General features: G+C 28.5%; 19 protein-coding genes and 2 tRNA genes. 7 read left to right on the top strand and 14 right to left on the bottom strand.

The features are described from left to right. Positions 1 to 81: 81 nt before the first annotated feature. The 6 genes from FJR74_RS01890 to FJR74_RS07825 all read right to left on the bottom strand — a co-directional run bounded on the left by FJR74_RS01890 (position 82) and on the right by FJR74_RS07825 (position 4,313). A complete protein-coding gene (locus tag FJR74_RS01890; protein ID WP_140914858.1) occupies positions 82 to 879 on the bottom strand; it encodes a nucleotide exchange factor GrpE in 798 nt (265 codons plus the stop codon). Continuing rightward, positions 879 to 1,901, bottom strand: a complete 1,023-nt coding sequence (gene hrcA, locus FJR74_RS01885) for a heat-inducible transcriptional repressor HrcA (protein WP_140914857.1) — start codon at positions 1,899 to 1,901, stop codon at positions 879 to 881. The genes FJR74_RS01890 and hrcA overlap by 1 nt, the downstream gene beginning before the upstream one ends. Before the next feature lie 128 nt (positions 1,902 to 2,029). Further along, a tRNA-Arg gene (locus tag FJR74_RS01880) sits at positions 2,030 to 2,106 on the bottom strand. 6 nt (positions 2,107 to 2,112) lie between these two features. Further along, positions 2,113 to 2,187, bottom strand: a tRNA-Cys gene (locus FJR74_RS01875). 293 nt (positions 2,188 to 2,480) lie between these two features. Continuing rightward, entirely contained in the window at positions 2,481 to 3,398 is a 918-nt protein-coding gene (locus FJR74_RS07830) for a hypothetical protein (RefSeq protein ID WP_140914856.1), read from the bottom strand. Between the two features lie 18 nt (positions 3,399 to 3,416). Beyond that, positions 3,417 to 4,313, bottom strand: a complete 897-nt coding sequence (locus tag FJR74_RS07825) for a replication initiation and membrane attachment family protein (protein ID WP_140914855.1) — start codon at positions 4,311 to 4,313, stop codon at positions 3,417 to 3,419. A gap of 394 nt (positions 4,314 to 4,707) precedes the next feature. On the opposite strand from FJR74_RS07825, the gene dnaE reads away from it, so the two are divergent. Together dnaE and FJR74_RS01855 are read left to right on the top strand one after the other, a co-directional pair. Beyond that, a complete protein-coding gene (gene dnaE, locus FJR74_RS01860) occupies positions 4,708 to 7,686 on the top strand; it encodes a DNA polymerase III subunit alpha (protein ID WP_306766870.1) in 2,979 nt (992 codons plus the stop codon). Positions 7,687 to 7,688: 2 nt separating this feature from the next. Beyond that, positions 7,689 to 8,573 (top strand): 5'-3' exonuclease, encoded by an 885-nt coding sequence (locus FJR74_RS01855; RefSeq protein ID WP_140914854.1) that lies wholly within the window; start codon positions 7,689 to 7,691, stop codon positions 8,571 to 8,573. Between the two features lie 98 nt (positions 8,574 to 8,671). Here FJR74_RS01855 and FJR74_RS07820 read toward each other — a convergent pair whose 3' ends face one another. The 8 genes from FJR74_RS07820 to FJR74_RS07795 all read right to left on the bottom strand — a co-directional run bounded on the left by FJR74_RS07820 (position 8,672) and on the right by FJR74_RS07795 (position 18,752). Beyond that, positions 8,672 to 10,462 (bottom strand): hypothetical protein, encoded by a 1,791-nt coding sequence (locus tag FJR74_RS07820; RefSeq protein ID WP_140914853.1) that lies wholly within the window; start codon positions 10,460 to 10,462, stop codon positions 8,672 to 8,674. A 14-nt stretch (positions 10,463 to 10,476) separates the two neighbouring features. Continuing rightward, entirely contained in the window at positions 10,477 to 11,331 is an 855-nt protein-coding gene (locus FJR74_RS07815; protein ID WP_140914852.1) for an ABC transporter permease, read from the bottom strand. After that, the gene (locus tag FJR74_RS07810) at positions 11,324 to 12,136 is read right to left on the bottom strand and encodes an ABC transporter permease (protein ID WP_371688437.1); all 813 of its coding nucleotides are present in this window, start codon (positions 12,134 to 12,136) and stop codon (positions 11,324 to 11,326) included. The genes FJR74_RS07815 and FJR74_RS07810 overlap by 8 nt, the downstream gene beginning before the upstream one ends. A 70-nt stretch (positions 12,137 to 12,206) precedes the next feature. Further along, positions 12,207 to 13,589 (bottom strand): ABC transporter ATP-binding protein, encoded by a 1,383-nt coding sequence (locus tag FJR74_RS07805; protein ID WP_140914850.1) that lies wholly within the window; start codon positions 13,587 to 13,589, stop codon positions 12,207 to 12,209. Positions 13,590 to 13,606: 17 nt separating this feature from the next. Next, positions 13,607 to 15,274 (bottom strand): hypothetical protein, encoded by a 1,668-nt coding sequence (locus FJR74_RS07800; protein ID WP_140914849.1) that lies wholly within the window; start codon positions 15,272 to 15,274, stop codon positions 13,607 to 13,609. Between the two features lies 1 nt (position 15,275). Then, positions 15,276 to 16,163 carry a GTPase Era gene (era, locus tag FJR74_RS01825; RefSeq protein WP_140914848.1) on the bottom strand — a complete coding sequence of 296 codons (888 nt, stop codon included), beginning with the start codon at positions 16,161 to 16,163 and terminating at the stop codon, positions 15,276 to 15,278. 8 nt (positions 16,164 to 16,171) lie between these two features. Next, complete coding sequence (gene ybeY / locus FJR74_RS01820; protein WP_140914847.1) at positions 16,172 to 16,624, bottom strand: rRNA maturation RNase YbeY; 453 nt, start codon at positions 16,622 to 16,624, stop codon at positions 16,172 to 16,174. Positions 16,625 to 16,682: 58 nt separating this feature from the next. Then, positions 16,683 to 18,752: an Mbov_0121 family peptidase domain-containing ABC transporter gene (locus tag FJR74_RS07795; protein ID WP_170178329.1), complete on the bottom strand. Its 2,070-nt coding sequence runs from the start codon at positions 18,750 to 18,752 to the stop codon at positions 16,683 to 16,685. A gap of 97 nt (positions 18,753 to 18,849) precedes the next feature. Between FJR74_RS07795 and FJR74_RS07790 the strand changes: the two genes are divergently transcribed. The 5 genes from FJR74_RS07790 (at position 18,850) to FJR74_RS07780 (ending at position 23,389) form a co-directional block, all read left to right on the top strand. Then, a complete protein-coding gene (locus FJR74_RS07790) occupies positions 18,850 to 19,686 on the top strand; it encodes a variable surface lipoprotein (protein WP_140914845.1) in 837 nt (278 codons plus the stop codon). A gap of 18 nt (positions 19,687 to 19,704) precedes the next feature. Next, positions 19,705 to 21,099, top strand: a complete 1,395-nt coding sequence (gltX, locus tag FJR74_RS07785; RefSeq protein WP_140914844.1) for a glutamate--tRNA ligase — start codon at positions 19,705 to 19,707, stop codon at positions 21,097 to 21,099. After that, positions 21,090 to 21,470, top strand: coding sequence for a hypothetical protein (locus tag FJR74_RS01800; RefSeq protein ID WP_140914843.1), 381 nt, complete (start codon positions 21,090 to 21,092; stop codon positions 21,468 to 21,470). The genes gltX and FJR74_RS01800 overlap by 10 nt, the downstream gene beginning before the upstream one ends. Positions 21,471 to 21,539: 69 nt before the next feature. Further along, positions 21,540 to 22,214: a glycerol-3-phosphate 1-O-acyltransferase PlsY gene (gene plsY, locus FJR74_RS01795; protein WP_140914842.1), complete on the top strand. Its 675-nt coding sequence runs from the start codon at positions 21,540 to 21,542 to the stop codon at positions 22,212 to 22,214. 161 nt (positions 22,215 to 22,375) lie between these two features. Then, complete coding sequence (locus FJR74_RS07780) at positions 22,376 to 23,389, top strand: hypothetical protein (RefSeq protein WP_140914841.1); 1,014 nt, start codon at positions 22,376 to 22,378, stop codon at positions 23,387 to 23,389. Positions 23,390 to 23,423: the final 34 nt, after the last annotated feature.

The raw sequence follows: 23,423 nt of genomic DNA, 5'->3' as shown, positions 1-23,423 counted from the left end.
ACATGCATCTTTATTTAACATTTAATTATATTTTGCTTATTCGCGTAATTAAATTAAGTAGCGAAAAAACAGTGAAAATAATTATTTGCTTACAACTATTAAAGCAGGCTTAATAGTGCGGTCATGTAATTTATAACCAATGTTTTTAACTTCTAGAATTGTATCTTTCGGTTGGTCGGAAGCAAAAACTTCATAAACTTGATGAATATTAGGGTCGAATGTGTCGCCAATCTTAGGTTCAATTTTGCTTACACCAGCATCTGCCAATACGTTTTCGATTTGTTTATATAACATATCAAATCCTTTGGCAAAGTTTTGAACGATTGGATTATCAATGTTTTCAGCTGACTTAATAGCGACTTCGAAGTTGTTTAATGGTTGTATAAGATCTTCTAAAAATGATTGCAATGCATATTGTTTATTTTCTTTAATTTGGTTATTAATGTGTTCATCATTTCTCTTGCGATGTTCATTAATTTGTAATTGAGCTTTTTCTTGTAAACTAACAATTTGTTTTTTGAATTCAGTTTCTTTGTCAATAATTTGAGTTTTAAGACTGTCAATCTCTGAATTTAATTTTTGAACATTTAATTGGTCTTTAACAAATTCATTCGCTAATTCTTGATTTTTTTCGAATAAGAAATGATAAATTTTAGGGGTTTTAATGTGTTTTAAAACTTTAATTCTTAATTCTGATCCTTTGGTTTTGAATGATATTTCGCGAGTATCTTTTTCATATTTACCATTTTCTAAAGCTTTTTCAACATTTTCATCTAAACCACTAAATCCGATAAATCCGGTTTGTTTTTTGCTATCCAATTTGCTTTCGCTTAAGATTTCAATTTCGACATTGTCATATTTTTTAAATATTTTACTCATTACATACTTCCTTTCTTGCAGTCTTCTTTAATGATGTTTTCAAAAATTTCAAGAGCTTCGAACGATTCTTTAAAATCAATATTTTTAGGCCCAACGATGCTGATTTCTTTGATATTTTTGTTGTTTTCAAATTCAATCTTTTTCGAAATAATGCTTAAGTTCGGTCTTGAAAAATCTAATTTTAAATTTTTATCTTCATCAAGATTATTTTCAATTGTTTCTCACACTGAGTGATTTTCTATTAAATCTAATAGTTTAACGATTTCTTCTCTAGATATATTTTCTGATAAAATAATTGCATTTTTGTTGAATGATTTTGTTTCGATTTTTTCCTCAAAAGCAAACACATTTTTAATGAATTTTTGCATAATAAGTTCAAAGTTTTTGACTTGTTTTGCAAATATAGGTGTCAATGAATTTGCTTTATCTGCCAACTCGATTAATGGAGTATCAATTAACCTATCTTTAAAAAGTCTAATTGCAATTCTTAAATCATTTAAACTTATTGAGTTTTCTAAATTAAATATTTTATTTTCAACATTTCCGGCGCTTGTAACCAAAACAACAACTGCTGAAGATTCATTTAATGGAGTTAATTGAATGCTTTTCAATGTTTCAGAGTCATTATTCGAAGTTGCTACGACAGCAAATCCAGCCATCTTACTTACAATATTAGCTGCTTCTTCTAATGTAGTGTCAACACTTAATCTTCTTTTTGCTAACAAATCTTCTAATTTTTGGTTAAAAAATTCCTTTGGGTCATATGCTAAATATTTAACATAATATTCTAAGCCAATTGTTGAAGGGATTCTTCCTCCTGATGTATGGGGTTTTTCTAAGAAATGAATTTTCTCAAGTTCTGCCATAATATTTCTAATTGTTGCAGAACTACAATCAAGACCGTATTCACATACCATTTTTTTAGATGCAACAGGTTCTCCAGTTTTTATGTACATTTCTACAATTTGTTTGAAATACTTAGCGTGCTTATCACTTAATTTCTTATTATTAACTTGATCCATAGGCCCCTCCTTATTATTTAATAATATAATTTTAGCATTAAATTAGCACTTTCGATAATATATTGCTAAATCTTAAAAAATTAAATAAAAAATGCCATTAGGCATTAATTTTTGTCATGTTACTGATATGGCGCGCCCGGCAGGAGTCGAACCCGCAACCTCTTGGGCCGTAACCAAACACTCTGTCCAATTGAGCTACGGGCGCATAATATGGAGCCACCAACCGGATTCGAACCGGTAATCGAGGTGTTGCAGACCTATGCCTTGGCCGTTTGGCTATGGTGGCAACACATGGGCATAATTGCACTAATTATTATAATATATTTTTAAAAAAATTTAAAAAATTTTGATTTTGTTGAACCTGGGTGATCATGCATCATTTATTTAAAAATATAAAATTTACTTATTATTCCAAAATCTTTGCATAAAATTGGTTATTTTATGACATTATTTTTTAAATTTAAAATTACAAATTGTGCTACTAAAAAAAGTAGAAAAGAAAAAGCGCAAGAGGGTTACGCTTGTACTATATTTTTTAGAAATATGACTATATTATATAATATATTGAAAAAATATTGCTTAATTATTGGTCTTAGCAATGAATTTAACGCAAATTCTGGATGTTGTGTGTTTTAATAAACGTTCGAGTTTATTTAGACCATCATTATTTTTATCTTTAAAATTGATAATTAAATGTTGATCGGCATCTTCAAAATCAATAGGCGAAGCAATGAAGATTGGTTTTTGTTTCAATTCACGTTCAGTAAATACTGTTATTAAAAAGTTGATGAATCATTCAGGTCTTGTGCCCATTGCAAAACGATCAATGAATAAGCAATCTACATCAGTTAAATATTTTTGAATATTGTTCATTTCATATTGGTTTTTTAAATTAGTTTGTAAAAACTGGAACAGTGCACTAGCATCAACGAATATTACTGTTTTATTTTTTTGAACGCCCATTAAAAATGCTAAAAATTTAAAAATGTTACGAGCATAAATAAAATTTTCGTCGACTAAATATAAACCTTGTATTGTTTGATTTGAGGTTATTAATTTAATTTGCGATGATAAAGCTGGTAAAAATTTTTGCAATGACATATTGGCATTAATTATTAATTCTCTTGGTTTATGTTTTTTTGTCATATTAAAATATTCATATCAACTATTATCAAGTGGGGTAATGTTAGTTAATCAGAAATTTTCCAATAATTTGCGACGAACAAAATACTCATCATTAGTGAAATCAATCGCTAAAAATCCGTTTTCGTCAACGAATAATTTTCAATCAGGATCATTATTATTGTTTTCATTTAAATAATCAAAGTATTTTTGTAAATAGTTCATTCCTTCGTCAATTTGTTTTTGGCTTAGTTGTAAATCTTGAATTAATGTAGTAACTTTGGGATTTGATAAAATTTTTGCTTTTTCTTCTGCGGGGTTAAAATTGTCTAATTTTAATTCATTTAAAAAGTTTTCAAAAAATTCATTAGCCATTATAACTCCTTATTTCAATTAGTCATCTCAATCTAGATCTTCTGAAATAAAACGCATATTATTAACTGCATTTTCATATTCAATGTTTCTATTATTATATGAATAATTTGCTTCTTTTTGTGAAGTTTTGGCAAAATATGCTGCTGATAATTCAGTATCAATTGCATCTGCTGAAAATAAATTACGGTTTGCATAATCTTTAGCAATCTTTTCTACATAAGAACATACGATTGCGTGGTTTACTTTAATTGAAAAGTTCATAAAACGGTTAATGCAAGTATCATTGAAATTTAATTCTCTTAATTTTTTAATCAATGCTTTTTGGCTTGGACTAATGCTTAGTTTAGTAAAGTTTTCAACAAAGTCTTCTGATTTAAAATCATCAATTACATTATCATAATTTGAAATAGTAAAATCAAACTGAGTCATTCTTGGTTTCAAAATATCTTCTTTAATTTCAAAAACTTCATAGTATTTTTTAGAAACTTCTTTTAGATTTTCTTTTTTGAAACTAAAGTTTGCCTTAGCATTAACAATTTCTTTGTAACGGTTTTCTCCGATATTATCTTTAATTAAATTACTCATTAACGGGTTATTTGCAATTTCATTCGCGTTTAATGGTTTTATTAATTCAAATAATAATCAACCATCTTCTAATTGATATGTTTTTAACAAGCCAACAGCTTCTAATTTATCTTTTGAAGCAAATAAAAGTTGTTCATTTAATAAAAGAAATTCTGAGGTTTCAGCAAAATCATATTTTTTATCTTTATTATATAAATTATGTAAATCCAATAAGTGTTGATATAAGCTAATTGCACTTGGACCGATAATTGGAGTGTAAAACATTCTTAGGTTTTGTAGGTCACTATTTGTTATGTCTTGTGAATTTTCGATGTAAAAATAATTCATCATAATGTGCACCTACCTTCCTGTTTTTTTATTGTTAATCTAATTTTAGGAAAAGGTAGCGAAAAAATGGAGAAAAACTTTTTATTTCTCGCAATTAACATGGTTATTGAAAGACATTATTAACAATACAAAAAACCCGGTATCTTCCTGAAATTAGGCACTTTTTTAAAACAAAAATGGCTTATTAACATTTTTTATAAACGTTTTCAGACAACAAAAAATCGGTACTTTTTATAGTTTTTTTATGCTATTTTTTCAAGCAAAAATATTACGAAAAAATCCAATAATTTACCATTGTTAAATAAAATTCCTTAACGACATTTTTAAATGTATAGTTTTTGCACTAGCTTTTAGCATATCCTTATATATAAAGTGATCTTAATATATAATTCTATATATGAAATTAAAATTAACTAACCTCCATTTAAATACGACTTTTTCTTTTTTAGAAAGTTGTATTCAACCCGAAGAATTCATTAATGAAATTAAAAAAAATAATTTAGAATACTTTGCCGTCACAGAACATTGTAATTTTTATAGTATGGCAGCTTTTTTAAATTTAGCAAAAGAAAATAATTTAAAACCAGTTTTTGGTTTGGATTGTAATGTAAAAATTAATAATTCAATTTTTCGTTATTTAGTTTATGCTAAAAATCTTGCCGCATTTGAAAATCTAAAAAAATTATCATATGAAATCTTAAAAAATGGTGACCTAGAATTTGACATATTAAATAAATATGAAGATTTAATTTGAGTGGAACATCCTATTTTTGGTTTTTATGCTAAAACTAAAAAAGTAATTGAAAGAGAAAATTACTATTTTGCCATTCAAACCATTGACTTAGATAATGATATCTTACAATCTCATTACGATAAATGTTTGTTGGTTAATCACAATGCTATTTTAAATTATGATGATAACAGTATTATTAATGTTTTAGCCAAAATGTCTAACGACCAAGAATTTGTTGATATTTATGAGGCTTATCAAGCTGAATATGATTTTGACGATGAAAAATTAATTAATTTGGTTAACAAAACTAATGAATTTATTAAATCACTATATTTTGAAATTCCAAGGCATTCTTATATACTGCCAACATTCCCAAATCCTGATGGGTTAGATTCTTTTAATTATCTTCAAAAACTTTTAAGTCAAAACATTGCCAAAAAATTTGCTAATGGCGGTTGAGATCAAGAATACACCGATAGATTAAAATATGAATTATCAGTAATTGAAACTTTAAAATTCTCAGATTATTTTTTGATTATTCAAGACTGAATTCAATGAGCGAAAAATAATAATATTTCAATTGGTCCAGGACGGGGATCGGCTGCCGGTTCTTTAATTAGCTATTTACTTGGCATTACTGAAGTTGATCCAATTAAGTTTGGACTTATTTTCGAAAGATTCTTAAATCCAAAAAGAGTTACGATGCCCGACATTGACGTCGATGTGCAAGACGATAGAAGAGGCGAAGTCATTAATTATCTAATTAACAAATATGGTTTTAATAATGTCGCTAACATTGTTACTTTTGCATCGCTAGGCAAAAAATCTGCTATTAGAGATGTCTTAAGAGTCTATAACGTTACACCGAGCCAAATTAATTCAATATCGAAACTGATATCTACCGATGATAGTTCATTACTTGATGAATTTAAAAATAACAATAAATTTGCTTTAGAGCTTGCCAAAATCAACAAAGAAGACTCTAATATCGCAATTAAAATATTGAACGAAGCTGCTAGAATTGCAGGCTTTTATCGTCAAACCGGTACACATGCTGCCGGGATAGTAATCAGCCCCCAAGAACTAATCAAAGTTATTCCAACCCAAACACTTGATAATCAAATTAATCAAACTCAGGTAAGTATGGAATATCTTGAATCTTTTGGCTTAATCAAAATGGATATTTTAGGATTAAAAACTTTAACGACTATTAAAGAAATAACTAACTTAATCAAACTAAATCAAAATATTGAAATAGATTTAAATAATATTCCATATGATGACGCAAAAGCACTTTCAATATTAAATAGTGCAAATACAGCCGGGATTTTTCAAGTTGAAACTCCAATTATGGTCAGAGCCTTACAAAAAATTGGCGTGTCAAGTTTTGATGATATTGTTGCAATAATTTCATTAAACCGTCCAGGACCAGCCATAAACATTCCAAAATACGCTAAAAGAAAACAAGGTTTGGAAGTCATTCCTTCGCTTGAACTTGAATATGATAAGATTGTGAAACCTACTTATGGAATTATCATTTATCAAGAACAAATTATGCAAATTGTTCAAGCTGTAGCTAAAATGTCATTCAGTGAAGCAGACATGTTAAGAAGAATTATTTCAAAGAAAAAAGTTGATCAAATGGAAATAATGAAAGAAGAATTTATTTCAAAAGCAGTGGCCAATAATTACAATAAAGCCTTGGCTAAAAAGATCTTTGATAGTATTGAAAAATTTGCTGATTATGGTTTTAATAAATCACACGCCGTTTCATATTCAATCTTGACATTTCAAATGGCTTATTTAAAAGCACATTATCCACTTGAATTTTATGCCGCATGTATATCTTCGGCTCACGGGGCACACGAAACAATCGCTAAATATGCAAACGAAGCTAAAAAAATGGGTATCAAGATTATTTCTCCAGATATTAATTTGTCTGAAATTAATGCAGTTATTAAAGATAATGCAATTATTTTGCCTTTGACAATGATTAAAGGTATTGGGCCTGAAATTGTGAAAAACATTATTGCCAACCGCAATGAATTCGGGCCTTATAAAAACTTTTTACACTTCATGATTTACTTATTGAAAATAAAATCATTAGGCCTTTCAACAATTGAGTTATTAATCAAAGCAAATGCTTTGAGAAATTTCGGTTATAATCAAGCAACATTATTGAAAGAGATTTCTAAAGATAATAGCGATACAATGTTGTTAATTAAAGTTTATAAGGATAGAGACATTGAAGAAATATCATCTTTAATTGATAAATATTCACCAACTGAAATTATTAATCAAAATATTGATGAAGAAAAAAGCAATGAAATCAGTTTACTTGGTCAAAGTTATAATGTCGAAGGACCTAAATTAAATTTAAATAACCAAGTGAACTTTTCACAAATGCACGAAGGAACAGAACATAAATTAGTTGCACAATGTACATTTGTTAAAAGCGGCATTGCTAAAACTGGCAAAGTATTTTATCGTCTTGATTTTCAAGATGAATCTCAAAAATTTAGTACATTTGTGTTTTATGACAATCCGGAATTAATGAATCTAAGCAAAAAAATAGTTGAGTTAGATATTGTTAAGAAAAATGATAATACAGCTACTCTTAAGGGCTGAAAAATTAAGGAATAACTATGAATCAAAATAAAAAACTACTCGTGATTGACGGAACTTACTTAGCATATCGTTCATTTTATGCTACAACATATGGTAACCCCGTAGGATTAGAAAATAGCAATGGAGTTTCGACTAGTGCGATTGTTGCATTCTTTAACACGATGTTTTCGTTAATAAAACTTTGCGGACCTGATTCGATTTATATTGCATTTGATTCGCGTATAAAAACATTTAGACATGAAACATTTACGGATTACAAAGCCGGGCGCCAAAAAGCACCATCGGAATTTTACACTCAGTTAAACTACATTCAAGAACTATTAAGCGCAATAAATATTAAAAACCAATATTATAATGGTTATGAAGCTGATGACATTATTGCCAAAGCAACCAAAACTTATGATGGAAGTATATTAATTTATTCCGCTGACCAAGATTTAAACCAACTAATTAAACCTGGTGTTGGGATTATTAAAAAAATTAAATCTGATTATGTTGTTATTAACGACCAGAACTTTACTGAATTTTATGATTTTGAACCATATCAAGTAATTGATTACAAAGCGATGGTTGGAGATTCAAGCGATAACTTTAAAGGAATTGCTGGTATCGGACCGAAGTCTGCGTCAGCCATGCTTGCCGAATATAAAACATTAGAAAATATTTATAATAACATTGATAAAATCAAACCTAGTTGAGCAAAAAAATTAATTGAACATAAGCAAGACGCAATGCGCGATAAATACATTGCAACTTTACAAACTGAATTTGGTCTTGAAATGCCAAAACAAGATGAATTATCCCTTTCAAACATTGGCCTAAGCAAAGAGGCAGAAAATATTATTAATAACCTTGAACTATTCGAAATTAAAAGGAAAATTGCCAAAATTATTGAAAACTAATTTTATAAGCGCCTTAATAAAGGGCGCTTTTTTATATCAAAAACACACACGCAAAAGCAATTTTGAGTGTGTGTTAAATTTTAAACTATTTATTATGATTAAGAACGTGTTGACTCATAGTAGTAAGCTGCGATTTTAGTTCTTAAATTGTTATTAATTATTGGATATGAATATAATTCATATGTTTCGCTTGGAGCAGGTTGTTCAAATATTTGAATTGCAGTGTCATCACCTGCGAAGTATCATTTTCTAATAAATTCATATGTCAATAAATTCGTAGGTGTATATGAAACATAATCAAAGTTTGAAATTTCTGCAACGCTTGAATCGGTAAATAAGTCGCCGAATAAATCAGAGAATAATCCGTTGTCAGATTCTAAATTATCGCGCAATACAAGAATTCATTCATAATTTTCTTTAAGTGCAGGATTTTTTACAAAAGCATCAAATTTTTCAGTATTTCAGCTTTCGAAATTTTCTTTTGTTAAAGAGGTTTCGGATGCTAAATTTTTTTCAATAAATAAATTAATCAAATCAGCAACTTTTTCATCTGATAATGAAGTAATATTGCCCTCGAAAGCTTCTTTTTGTTCTGCTACAACTTCATCATTTAATTCCTCTTTAAAATCACCAAAAAATTCTTTTTCAATTTGCTCTAAAGAGGTTGCCATAGGGTGTTGAAGATCACCATTTGTGCCAATATTGTTGTGATATAAAACTTCTGCTAATGTCTTAGTAAACTCGTCAGCTTCTTCTCTTGTTAAACCACTAGATAAAATTCAGTTATCTAATAATAAATAATTATATTTAGGTCTAACAAATCTTATTTTGCCTTCTTCAACAGAAGCAAAGTTGTCTTCTGAATAATATGCATCTAAAGCATCCCCGTTATACATAACAGCTGCATCACTTCGACCTACCTTAGGTTCGATTAAGTGATTTAATAATTCAAGTCCATCTGATGACATGAAATTAAACTGTGTGCTTTTAATATCATGTCCAGTTGCTTCAAAAATAAATTTATTAAAACTATCAATAGCGTCTTTGTAGTTTTCTTCATTGAAGTCAAATAATCTTGTGCCATTAACAACTTTGGTAAACTTGTTTTTTCAATCTTCTCCATATGTCATAGCCCCAATCATTAGGTTGTCAATATAAGCATTTGTTCAACCAAAATGAGTATATTTAGCATTTCTTAAATAATGGAAAACATCTTGTCATGAAAGCTTTTCACTTTGTTCATTCAATTCTTCTTGAGCAAGATTAATATTTAAATTAGGACGAGTATTTTCATTGATGTTGTATGCAACACCTTTATCCTGACTGTAATATGGCAAGATATAATCATAAAAATGATCTCAACCACCGTTGAATTCAGAAGGTTTTTCACTTCCTAAACGGTAATTTAAAGCTTTTCCTTGACTATCGCGTTGAATAATGAAGCCTGTTTCACGGCCTTCTTTTTCCATATTATCCAGTGTTGATAAAATCAAGGCATCAAAATCCTCCATATGTTTAATTACTGTTTTGGTATAGAACTGTTTACGGTTTTCTCATTCATTTGCGCCTTTTCCGTAAATTAGTTCGAAATTAAATTTTTGGATTTTTTTATCAATAATAAGCTGCGCAGCTTGAAAATCACTTCCAACACCTGCGATAGCTTTTTCTTGAGTTAGTGCTTGAGTGAATTCATTTATTTCTTTGAATTCTTTATAATTGTATTTTTCTTTTAATTTTTGAATAATGTTAGGTGATAAATATGATTCATAGTTGTAAACGCTTGGACGATAACGATTCGTAAGTTTAAGCGCTAATGCTACGGCAACGACTATAATAACCGCAACGAATGAAAGTATAAATAGGATCGCTCTTCAGATTTTTGTACGCAATTTATTGGGTACCTCTAACCGCGCACGAATGCGCCTCTTTGCTTAGATTGAATTTGAATAGCTTTTTTTGCCTTGGCTGATTGCGATCCTTTTACAGCTACATATACAGCATTACCAAAAATGACAACTAATAATGAAATTGAACCGATTGCAAGCGATCAAGCTTGGAATTGTCCTTCATATAATTGTGTACCTAAAGTTTCTGTATTAGAAACAATTCTTGTGATAATGAAATCATCAAATGATAATGTCATTGTAATCACAAAAGTAAATCCAATTGAACCTAACATATATACAAAATATGTTTTAAATCAAGTTTTGAATTTTGAGTAACCTAAATCTTGACTTGCTTCAAAAATATTTTTTGAGAATTTATCACTCTTTGGCAACATGATTAAAATACCATATGGTAAACACATTACGGTGTGACCGATGATAGCCCTAAAGAAACCTTCATTGGTCGCTTTTAATGTTCCGAAGAAAATCAAATTTAATACGATTGCAAGTGTTAAGCCTGTAATAACATCAGGATTTATCATTGGCACATTAGATGACGCTTGAACAAATGATCTTGATGTTTTGTTTTTGTGTCTTCACAATGAAAAACAGGTTAGCAATGAAATAATAATTACTAATACTGAGGTTGATATACCTAATAATAATGAGTTAACAAATGCTAAACCGTGCGATTTTGAAAATAATTCAGTATATGCTTCGAACGAAGTTCTGTTTCATGTTGTTACTGAAAATATACCTTTATCCGAAGGCGCATTGAAACTATAAATTGTTCCAAACAAAATCGGAATGTATAATAAAGCAAGAATGATGAAAACATATGAATGCTTTAAAAAACTTTTAAATTTATTCATATACACCTCCTTGTCTTCTTTTGGTTACTAAGTATGGAATACCATAAATAAATCCATAGATTGTTAATAAAACTGCTAGGGTAATAATAACTAAGGTAGAAGCATTAGCCAAATCAAAAGGGTTGGCAGTGTTTGCAAATTGATTGATAAGGTTACCAATTAGTTGTTTTTGGCTACCATTTGGAAGCAACTTATCAGAAACAATAATTGATGTTGCTGCCATCATCAGAACAATTCCAAAGCCACTTAAAATAGCTTTTGAACTGTAAGGAATAATTACCTTAAACACAGTTTGAATTTTTGAATAACCAAGATCTTCCGAAGCTTCCAAAATATTATTTGGCATATCTTTTAAAACTTGGTATAAAGGCATGATCATGAATGGTAAAAATAAATAAACCATACCAAAAACCATGAAGAAATTGTTGTTTAATTGATTTTCATCGAATATTGCAGAAAATAGTCCCCGCACTGCAAGTGCTTTTGAAATTGTAAAGATAGCAAGCGGGCTTAAAACCAAGGTTAATCCTAAAGTTCTGAAAATTACCGATTTGCTTCTTCCGACAATATATGCATAAGGGAAACCAATTAATAATGCAACTAATGCTGCAATTAAACCGGTGCCTAATGAACGCCCAATAATGATTCATGTTGATGGTTTAGCAGCGATTTCTCAGTTCTCTAATCTTTGTTCTCCGTTTAATGGTTTAAACGCATAAACAAAGATTAAAATTAAAGGCAAGATAATAAATAGAATTGAAAAAATTAAATAAGGTACTAAAAGCGAAGCCTGTAACTTTGTCATACCACCTAAACTTCTAGTTTTTTTCTTGCTTTGTTTATTATTATTTAAACGTTTTGAAGTGTTTAAAGCATTACTCATTTTCGATTTTGCTTTCTTTCTCTTCGGCTTCTAATTTCAAATCTTTTTTCATTAAATGGATTGAATCAATATCTCAATCTAAATATACTTCTTTACCAACGTTATGTTTTGATGAAGTTTCTACGTAAATAATTTTGTCTTTTACTTGAACATCATAGTTGTAGTAACTTCCGCCATAAGTTGATTTTACAATTTCACCAATTAATTTAGCACGACTCTTAACACGGGTAATCATCACATCTTCTGGTCTGATTAATGCATCAAGTCTTTCGCCTGGTTCAAATTCTTCATGAATAGTGTCGAATGTTTTATTCATGAATTTAACTTTACCTCCCTTAACAAATGTTGCATCAAAAAAGTTTGAATCACCGATGAAGTTAGCAACTCATTTGTTAACTGGATAGTCATACAATTCTTTTGGAGTTGTGAATTGTTCCACCTTACCATCACGAATAACAGCAATTCTATCGCTTAATTGTAGAGCTTCGTTACGGTCGTGGGTAACAAAAATAAATGTAAGTTTTAATTTTTGCTGAATATCACGTAGTAATATTTGCATCTTTTCACGTATTTTAGCGTCAAGTGCAGAAAGCGGTTCATCCAATAAAAGAATTTCCGGTTCAATAACCAAAGAACGAGCTAAGGCAACACGTTGTTTCATACCACCTGATAAGAAGTTAACATTTTTCTTTTCATTTCCTTCTAACCCGACAAGTTTCATGATTTCTTTAACATCATTATCCATTTCTTTTTCAGTAATACGACGTGTTAAATATCTTTTTTCATAGTCTTCGGTTTTTAAATCTTTATAGTTTTCTCAATATGAGTATTTGAAGTCCAAATCATCAATTCATGATTGATATTTGTCACGTTTTTTCTTAGAAAGTTTGTCATTTTCTAATAATTTTTCATATTGATCCATTGTTTTGTCAAGATTTTTCATCTCGGTTTGGGCTTTTTTAGTTCATTTCTTTTGTTGAACTTTTAATTTATTATAAAAAGATTTGGGAATATCATCTTTAGGTATTCTTTTTAGTCTTAAACCATATTTAATATTGTTTTCAACATTTAAATGAGGAAATAGGGCGTAATCCTGGAAAATAGTTGATACATCACGTTTGTGAGGCGCTAAATCTTTAATATCCTTTCCAAAAAATTTAACTTCACCCCTGGTTACTCATTCAAAACCACCAATTATTCTTAAAATGGTAGTTTTACCTGAACCTGAAGGTCCTAGAAGGGTAATAAATTCACCCTTTTCAATAGAAAGATTGACATTGTCTAAAACAGTTTTGTCTTCGAACTCTTTAACAACATCAACAAGTTGAATGATAGGTTCATCATTCTTATTTATTTTTCGAACTTTTCTATCCATTGTTATCCTTTCATTTATTAAGATTTAGTTTTTTGATAGTAGTAATCAATAAACAATGTTTTCAATTCAAGGTCTAGAGGTTGATATGCGCGATGTTGAACTGTTGAATTTGATTTAGGATTAAAAATTTCTAATGCTTTCGCATCAACAATTTTATTATCATTTAAAAAATATCATTTCTCTAAAAAACTATTTACATTAGCAAAACCTGGTGTGTAATTAATGGTGTTAAAATTGTTAATTACGGGCAGGCTTTCATCAGCGAATGCTTCTTGGAAAAAATCATAATTTTCTTTGAAAAATTTCTCCGTTATTTCGCTGATATCTTTAGCTTCTGTTCTTTGTGAATTTTTATACAAGTTTTGAATGTAATAATTTTCATTATTATTATTTTCAATTAAAAGTTTATATACGTTATCTATATATTGTTTTTCAATTTCCTTGACACTTAAGAAACTGCCGGCAAATAAATTATCGTGTAAGATTTTTAATAATTTGTTTGCATCTTCATCATCAGTATCACGAGAAATAATTCATGCATCGATGTTCATATAATTATGCTTAGGGCGAATAAAACCAATATGAGGATCGTCTCCTAAACGTTCAAAGTTATCTTTGCCATAATAAGCATCGAGTGCGTCTCCATTGTACATTATAGAGATATCAGATTTGCCGTCTCGAGGTTCTATAATTGAACTAACTAATTCTTGACCGTCGGTTACTAATTTATTTATATTAGAATCTTTAATTGAAGCAGATGTTGCAGTTTTTACTAATTTTAAAAAGTAATCAATGATTTGCTTGTAATTATCTGCGGCCATCGGTGCTCATTCACCATTAACTAAATAATTAGGTTCTTTGTTAGATTCGTAGCCATAAAATTCTCCAATCATGGCATTATCTTGGAATCAGTTTGTTCAATAAACTCTGGGCTTTTTATATTTTGAAGCAAGTGTTTTGATTATGTCTTCTCAAGTCGTTTGTGACTTGACATCATCAAATGTTGAACCAGGCTTTAAGTTACTGCGAGAAGTGCTATCGCTTGGCTCCTTATCGGTATTGTAGACAATCATTTTATCTAGAATAAAATAAGGTATTAGAAAATGATAAAAATGATCTTGTCCGGGTTTACCATCGATTTCGAAACCTGTTATTTTACCTGTCGCTTCATCTTTGTAGAGGAATGGTTTGAAATCGTCGTAATTCATTTTATCTCAATTAGCTTGAACATTATTTTGTGGGTTATCTTTTTTAATTTTTTCAATGATTCAGTTATCAAAGTGATTAAATTGGTTATTCACTAGATCTGGGTAATTATTTTTAATATCTTCGTCAGTATTAAATTTTTTACCGTAAGCTAATTCAAAGTTTATTTTTCTTAGTTTTTTATCATATATTAATTGCGCTATTTGATAATCGGAGCCGATACCAGCTACTGCTTTTTTATTATTAATAGCTCTTGTGAATTCATCTAAATTTGTAAATACGTGATATGAATAATTTTTCTTGAGTTTGTTAACAATTTGCTTATCTAGATATGATTCATAGTTATATATACTTACTTTAAATGGGTTAGCAAATTTTAAAGCAAGGATAAGTATAAACAACCCAAACGTAAAGACAACAAAAATTGAAATTAAAATTAATCTTGTTCTGTGGGTTGTCAATCTTCTTTCAGGAAACATTTTAGTAGCCTAACTTTTTGATTTTTTGTTCATTGTCAACTCAGTCTTCATCAACTTTTACCTTAACAAGTAAATATATTTTATGGTCAAAAACATCTTCCATTTTTTTTCTAGCGTTCATGGAAATAGTTTTTATCATTGTTCCGTTTTTACCAATAACAATAGCTTTTTGCGATTGTTTTTTAACAAAAATAGTCGCATCTAGAACATAAGGTTTGCTATCATCTTCAGGTTCTTTGAATTCATTAATCTCGACAGCAATTGAATGTGGAACTTCAAAATATAAATTTTTTAAGGCGATTTCTCTAATAATTTCTTTAGCCATGAATCTTAAAGAAACATCACCAATTTGATCTTCTGGGTATAGTGGTTCAGATTCATATGCATAAGTTTTTAACTCATCAATTAAATCTCGATAAGTATTTTGCATATTCAAACCAACACCGAATACTTTTTCGAAACCTAAATCTTTTAGTTCATGAGCTTTTTTATCTAAAAGTTCACGATCGTCAACTAAGTCAACTTTTGAAATCAATGCTATTTTATTTTCAATATCTAGGCTATTTAATTTATTTATAATGAATTTATCACCCTTACCTGTTTGTTCATTTGCCGGAGTGAGAAATAAAACAACATCAACTTCTTCTAAAATAGAGAATGATTTTTGGTTAAGTTTTTCAGAAAGTAAAAATTCTGACTTATGAATTCCTGGAGTGTCAACAAAAATTATTTGATATTCATCATCGTTATAAATTCCTCTAATGTCATCCCGAGTTGTTTGGGCTGTATTAGAAACGATTGACAAATCATATCCCAAAATATGATTCATCAATGTACTTTTACCAACATTTGGTCTACCAATTAAACCAACAGTACAAACTTTTTTCATATATCTCCTTACACTCTTTTTATATTTAATCTATTCATGATATTGTCAACATGTCCGTTCATAACATTTGCTTCTTCTTCTGTCATGTGATCAAATCCGTATAGGTGAACAATTCCATGAGCAAATATATAACAAAATTCTCTTCTTAAACCGTGATTAAATTCTTTTGCTTGTTTTTTAATTTTTCATGGCGAAATTATAATTTGTCCTAATTGAACTTCATCAAGAAAATCAAGTTCTTTTTCAGATTCCAAAGGGAAACTTAAAATATCTGTTGTGTAGTTTTTATTTCTATGTTCATTGTTTAATTTTTTCATTTTATTTTTAGTTACAAATAGAACATCAACACTGACTGGTTTTTTAGTGCCAAATTCCTTTCTTGCTTCCTCTAAAATATTAAAAAAATCTTCTTTAAATTTGAAACAATGAAAGCTCTTATTTTTAAATGCTAAATTATTCATATCGTAAATTATAAATAATATTTTTTTATTTAAACAAATTACCAAGATGTTTTTTATATTAAAAAACAGTTAATATATCATTATTGGGGTTAATATAACGTAAAGAATGGCTTATTTCAAGTAATATTTTACTTTTAGTGTATTGTTGAATTTTTTGTTGAAAAATTTCAAAAATTTCTTGAGAAATGTTCTCAAAAGCTTCATCAAATAATATCAATTTATAGTCTCGAGCAAAAAGGCGCAATAAAATCAAAATTTGCTTTTGGCCTGCTGATAAATTTTCACCATTATTTATCACGCGAAAATTTAAATCCAGATTGGCTAATTTTAGTATTTTTCATAACTCAAATTTATAATAATTATTTTGAAAGTAAAAAGCTGCATTTTTATCGTTAAATGTTATTAAATTTATTACTGTATCTTCTGGGAAATGCGCATTTAGATTATTAATAAATATGTGCTTTCTAAAAGCTTCAAGATTTATTAAATTCATCGGAATATTATTAATCAAAATATTACCCGTTTGCGGACTATAAAGGTGATATATTAATTTAAAGAGAGTACTTTTACCAGTTCCGTTTTTTCCTTTTATAATCAGGCTATTTTTAATTAGAGCCGAAAAGTTTTTAATTATTTTTGAAGAACCATAAGAAAATGTCGCTTTTCTAAATTCAATAGATTGAATTGGAACTTTGAATAAATATTTACCTCTGTGTTCTGATTTTAAATTTAATAGAAACTTTAATTTAATAATGTTTGCTTTATTTATTTTTCTTTCCGATATCAAATTTGCCATATTTAAAATTGGATTATTTAAAAATATACTTACTGAACTTAATAATAAAATATTTCCGATGTTAAATTGCTTTTGCAAATAAAGCAATGCTGTGGAAAAAACAATAATTAATTGTGTAAAATCAAAGATAAATAAATTTATATTATTATTCGTTTCATTAACTGTTCAAAGATGATTAGTAGAATCTTTAATATCTTTCAAAGAGGCAAAAAACTTGTGGGAATTATATACATTATAAAAAATGTCTTTACGACATTTATAGTCATTAAAAGAATTATTAAGAGATTCAAATCAAGACGTTTGATATTGCATTAGTTTGTAATATTTTTTTGCTAAAATTGCATTCGAGAAAATACTAATTGAAAATATTATTAAAGAACCGGTTAATGTTATCAATAATACCAAATAATTTAAAACAATCAATAAGCAAAAAGCAGCCAGTACTGCGATAATATTATTTAATAAAAAAATCATAAAAGTGGCCTTATATTTAGCTACAGAACTTATTAAAATAAGTTGTTGATGAAAATCCTTTTTATCAATCTTATCCAATTGAATTTGTTCAGAATTATTGAGTGAATTAAATGCTTCAATATTTAAATTTTGTTCATAAATTAATGTTATTTTTTTATTAATAAACCGGGCAAAAAATGCAGTCAATGTTTTTAATATTAATATTCACAAGAAAATTATAAAGATTACTATTACTCGATTTTTTGCTCCAAAATCAAATATTGCATCAAAAATATATTTTAAATAGAAACTGCTAGAAAAAGTCAAACAGTTTACTGTAGTATTCAAAATCACAAAAAGAATTAAATACATTGGATTAATATTGGTTTTCAATTGATAATTTTGCTTTGGAAAATTTATTTCGAAATTAGGTATTTTTTTAACTTTTATAATGAAATTCAAATACTTTTCTTTTAATTCTTCTTTTGAAAGATAATATTTCCCTCTAGCAGAATCTAATATTTCAAATGTATCTGCTTCTTTTTTAGAAATTATTACATAATGTAAAAAACCTTCAATATTCAATATCGTTGCTACATTTTTAAGGTCTTTAATTTTCAAAAATGCTAAAAAATCATCTTCTAAAATTTCACACTCTAAACCAATTAAATTCCCGAGTTTTTCAAAAGACGAAAGCGAAATACCGCAAGCATCATAAGTTGCTTTTTCTTTCAAAAAATTTATATCGCATTTTCTTTTGTAAAAAAGTTGTCCAAATGCTTGTAATACATACAGACCACAGTCTTTAATATTTAATTGTTTATCAATAGTCATACTCTGATTTTCTCGGAAATTTTTAGGCATTTTTATTAAAAGCAAAATATTTAAGAAAAGTTAACGAAAAAATTTAATAAATTTTAATATGACAATAAAAAAGGTATTCCTTTACTAAAAATAATCTATAATTTAAATTTATATGAAAAAGAGAACATTATTAAGAACTATTTTATTAAGTGCTGGAACTTTGACACCCTTGTTAGCAACACCTTTAGTTGCTGCCGCATGTCAAGCCCAACCAGAATTATTATTGAGTAATTCAGCTAAAGCAACCTATAAATCAAAAGGATATAATATCGCCGGTTCGGCAAATGACTGAAATCGTCAAAACTTTCAAATTCAAAACCCTATTTCACCAAAAGATCCACTATACTTGGTTCAAAAATATGCAGTTAATGAAAAAGGCGAACCAATTTATGTAACCAATGCTGAAGGTAAAATAATTTATTACAAATATAGAGAAGAAAATGGCAAGAAAATTATTTTAAGAAATGATCGGGGATACCCAATCGAAGCACAGAGCGCTGCCGATGGAATTCCTATCCAAAAAACCATTGCAAACGACGAAGCGCCAGAAGATCATGTTTACCAAATTATCGATATGTTTAAAGTTTTTGAAATTAAATCATTATCACCAAAATATGATTATCGTATTTTCACATTCACATGAGATCAGTTGACAGAAAACTTCCCAGCTACAGCAAATGACAGTAGATATAGACCATATAAAAACAATAAAAAAGCTTTATTCGCGATTTTATACTGAAATCTAAAAATGAATGAAATGAGCGTTAACTGAGAATCAGATTTCGTTTTACCTTCGATCAGAGCTTTAGAACGTATTAGACCTGATGTTTCAATACCTACTGCCCCATTAGAATTAGTTCCATGGCCATATTTTAAAAATATTATTGGTAAAGACCAATTTTGAAAAAATGCAACAGAACCAGTTGTATTACTATTCGAAAATGAATAATTTTTAGGAGATATAAATATGAAAAAAATTAGAACTAGATATGCTCCGTCTCCAACCGGTTATTTACACATTGGTGGAGCACGAACTGCTTTATTTAACTATTTATTTGCAAAACACTTTAATGGTGATTTTGTTTTTAGATTAGAAGACACTGACGTAGCAAGAAATGTTGATGGCGGCGAAGCTAGCCAATTAAATAACTTAGCATGACTTGGAATCATTCCAGATGAAAGCCCTTTAAAACCTAATCCAAAATATGGTAATTACCGTCAAAGTGAAAAATTAGATATTTATAAAAACTTAGCTAACGAATTAATTGCTAAAGGGCACGCTTATAAAGCTTATGATAGTTCTGAAGAATTGGAACAACAACACGCTGAATCTGAAGCTGCCAATATTGCTTCATTTAGATATAATCCTGAATGATTAAAAATCAGTGATGAGGAAAAAGCGAGAAGAGATGCTGCCGGAGAATATTCAATTCGTTTAAGATTACCAAAAAACACTGTTTATGAATGAGATGATTTAGTGCGTGGTAAGATTGCTGTTAACAGTGATGACATTGGCGATTTCGTAATTATGAAATCAGATGGATATCCAACCTACAATTTTGCCGTCGTAGTGGATGATCATCAAATGGAAATTACTAACGTTTTACGTGGTGAAGAACACATTACTAATACACCAAAACAATTAGCTATCTATGCTGCTTTTGGTTGAGAACACCCAATATTTGGACACCTAACCATTATTACCAATATGGAAGGTAAAAAGTTATCAAAACGTGATAAAACCTTAAAACAATTTATTGAAGACTATAAAAATGAGGGATACCGTCCAGAAGCTATTTTCAACTTTTTAGCTTTATTGGGATGAACCTCAGCCGACAAAGCTGAAATCATGTCTCGTGAAGAATTAATTACAAAATTTGACCCAGATAGATTAAGCAAATCACCTTCTAAATTTGACATTGTTAAGATGGAATGATTCTCAAAACAATACATGAAAAGAGTTCCAAATGAAGAAATCATCAAAGTTTTAATGTCACCAAAAGATGATGCATGAAATGAATTGTTTGTTTCAACTTATAAACAATCTTGCGCAACAATTGATGAAATTAGAAAAAACCTCTTAATTTACTTAAATCCTAAACAAGAATTAGAGGGTGATTTTAAAGTAAATAACGTTGTTATGACATTTTACAGTTTATTACAAAAACGTGATTTCACTGTTGAAGAAATTCAATCTGCTATTGACGAAACTAAAGACATTTGCAATGTTAAAGGTAAAGACTTATTTATGCCAATAAGATTAGCAACAACATTCGAAGAACATGGACCAGAATTAGCAAAAGCAATATATTTATTTGGAGCCGATGTTGTTATGGCACGTTTAAATAAATTATGCTCTTAAAATACACTCTTTTATCTGAAATAGATACTAACAAAGGCGAAGAAATAGTTTTAGAAACTGAGTTTGTTCCTTATGAAGAAAGTACTGAAGGCCGTTTTATACGCATTCATTTCAAAGACGAAAATAGTTTTGAGTGTGACTTAAAAGCTGCGCTAGATGAAGTTTTTTTATCTTATGCAGGACAAAATTTGCACATGATAAAAAATCAAAGAGTAAGCAACAAATTAAAAATCTCTGAAACACAAGATATTGCAATTGATTTCTATTTAAAAAATGTTTCAATCCTGGAAAAAGAAATTATATTGAGTTACGATCTTTTGCAAGGTGATAAAATCGTTGTTAAAAACACTGCTAAATGAACTATAGAATAATAAAAAATTAATAGAGGATTTCCTCTATTTTTTATATACACAAAAATTAAAATCTAGTATCATTTAATTATGTTTGATTGAAAGTACATATGAATAAATATCATTATCTTTATTTTAGGATATTTAATTGGATCAATTAACATAGGAATCTTATTGAGCAAAGCCAAGGGACGTGATTTAAGAGAATTTGGCTCTAAAAATGCTGGCGCAACTAATGCCTTAAGAACTTATGGTTTAGGATTTGCAACTGCAGTCTTTATATTTGATATATTGAAAGCTTATATTCCGATCTTAATTGCATTTATTGTTAAATTTGCTATTCAAGATAAATTTATTTTACCTTTAATGGCTGGGGCAGGGGCAATGTTTGGACATATTTTTCCACTTTATTTCAAATTTAAAGGTGGTAAAGGAGTTGCTTGCTTCTTTGGCATGGTATTAGCATTTGACTTTGGAATTTTCCTGATATTTGTTATGGTATATATTTCAATAGTTTTAATTAGCCGCTATGTTTCATTAGCATCCGCAATAACTGCCGGAACAATTCCATTTTTAGGGTTTATTCCCCAAATATACTCAGAAAATGCTTTGGCATTTATGCAATTTTATACGCCATATCCTTCACAAGCCATTATATTGGTCGCATGTGCAATCTTAATTATTTTGAAGCACATTCCAAACTATGTAAGATTGTCAATGCATAAAGAATCTAAAATATCTTTTATAAAAAAATCGGCAAAATAAATATTTTTGTAGTCTCGTGAATTAAATTTTTTATCAAGAAAATAAATAGATTTAAATTGAAGTGTTCTATAATTATTAAAAATAAAAGTTTTTTACAATACTTATTACGCAATTAAGTTATGAATATTTAAAAAAATTTTCGAATTTTAACGGAGAATTTTATGCAACAAAACGAAAATAAAAAAAAACCTCAAAAAAATTTAAAACCTCTTTTCTACTTCTTTGATTTTATTATATGCATTATTGGGGCAGTAAGTTTATATTGATTACTGAAAAAAATATTTGTGCCCAATTTAGATAACTTTTTATACTTATTATTTATACCGCTTTTATTATCAATTGGCTGAGTAATATATAGATTTTTCGGCAAGCGTTCAGCTATTGATGTTTCGCAAACTCTTTTGGCGCAAAAAAGATATGATGAGCTGCTTTTTGTTGAATTAGAAGCAAAAAATAACGCTAAAAAAATAAATAAAGACGAAAAACCTAAAACAATAAGCAACCTATCATTCACAGTTACATTTTTCTTTTTTCTAATTCTGTTTTTATTTAGCGCTGTTTTATCTGCAGTTTTATTTAGAGTTCCAAAAGAAAATAAAGGTTTGGGATTTGTACTTTTAATAGTTTCTTGAATCTTTACTTTAATTTTATTCATAGTAAGTTTTATCTTAGCAAGAAAAATAAAAAAAGCCTATTTATATGCAAAAGACAAAGTCTTTATCAATAATAAAGATACTTTGACTGATAAATCTTATTTCTTATTAACTTTCGAAAACATCGTATCGCAAAACAAACTTAAATACGCAATTGATAAAAAAGAAAATAGTTGAAATAGTTGATTTACAAATGAAGACTTTTTATTCTTTGAAAATCAAGCAGATCCATATGTTAATGTGACTTTTAAATCGAACCTAAGCGAAAAAATAAAAGTATTACTTCAATTTATAGTTGGTACAAAATCAATCAATGTCACCGACAATGAAATAAGCGTTGTTTATAATAAAAATAACGTTAGATATTCAGAACTTTTGGTCTTATTAATCAATAGCAAAGACGAAATAAACAATATAGAAACTAATGACTACTTCTTTTATTCATTTTTAAAAAGTAAACATTTTGATAATAGCGACATATTATCTTTAAAAAATGCATTGCCTTGACAAAAACAAGTATAGTAGAGTAAAACTCAATATAAGAGTTTTACTTTTT

The sequence above is a fragment of the Metamycoplasma neophronis genome (assembly GCF_006491995.1).
GTDB lineage: Bacteria > Bacillota_I > Bacilli_A > Mycoplasmatales > Metamycoplasmataceae > Metamycoplasma > Metamycoplasma neophronis.
This window is presented reverse-complemented; position numbering and strand designations above follow the sequence as displayed.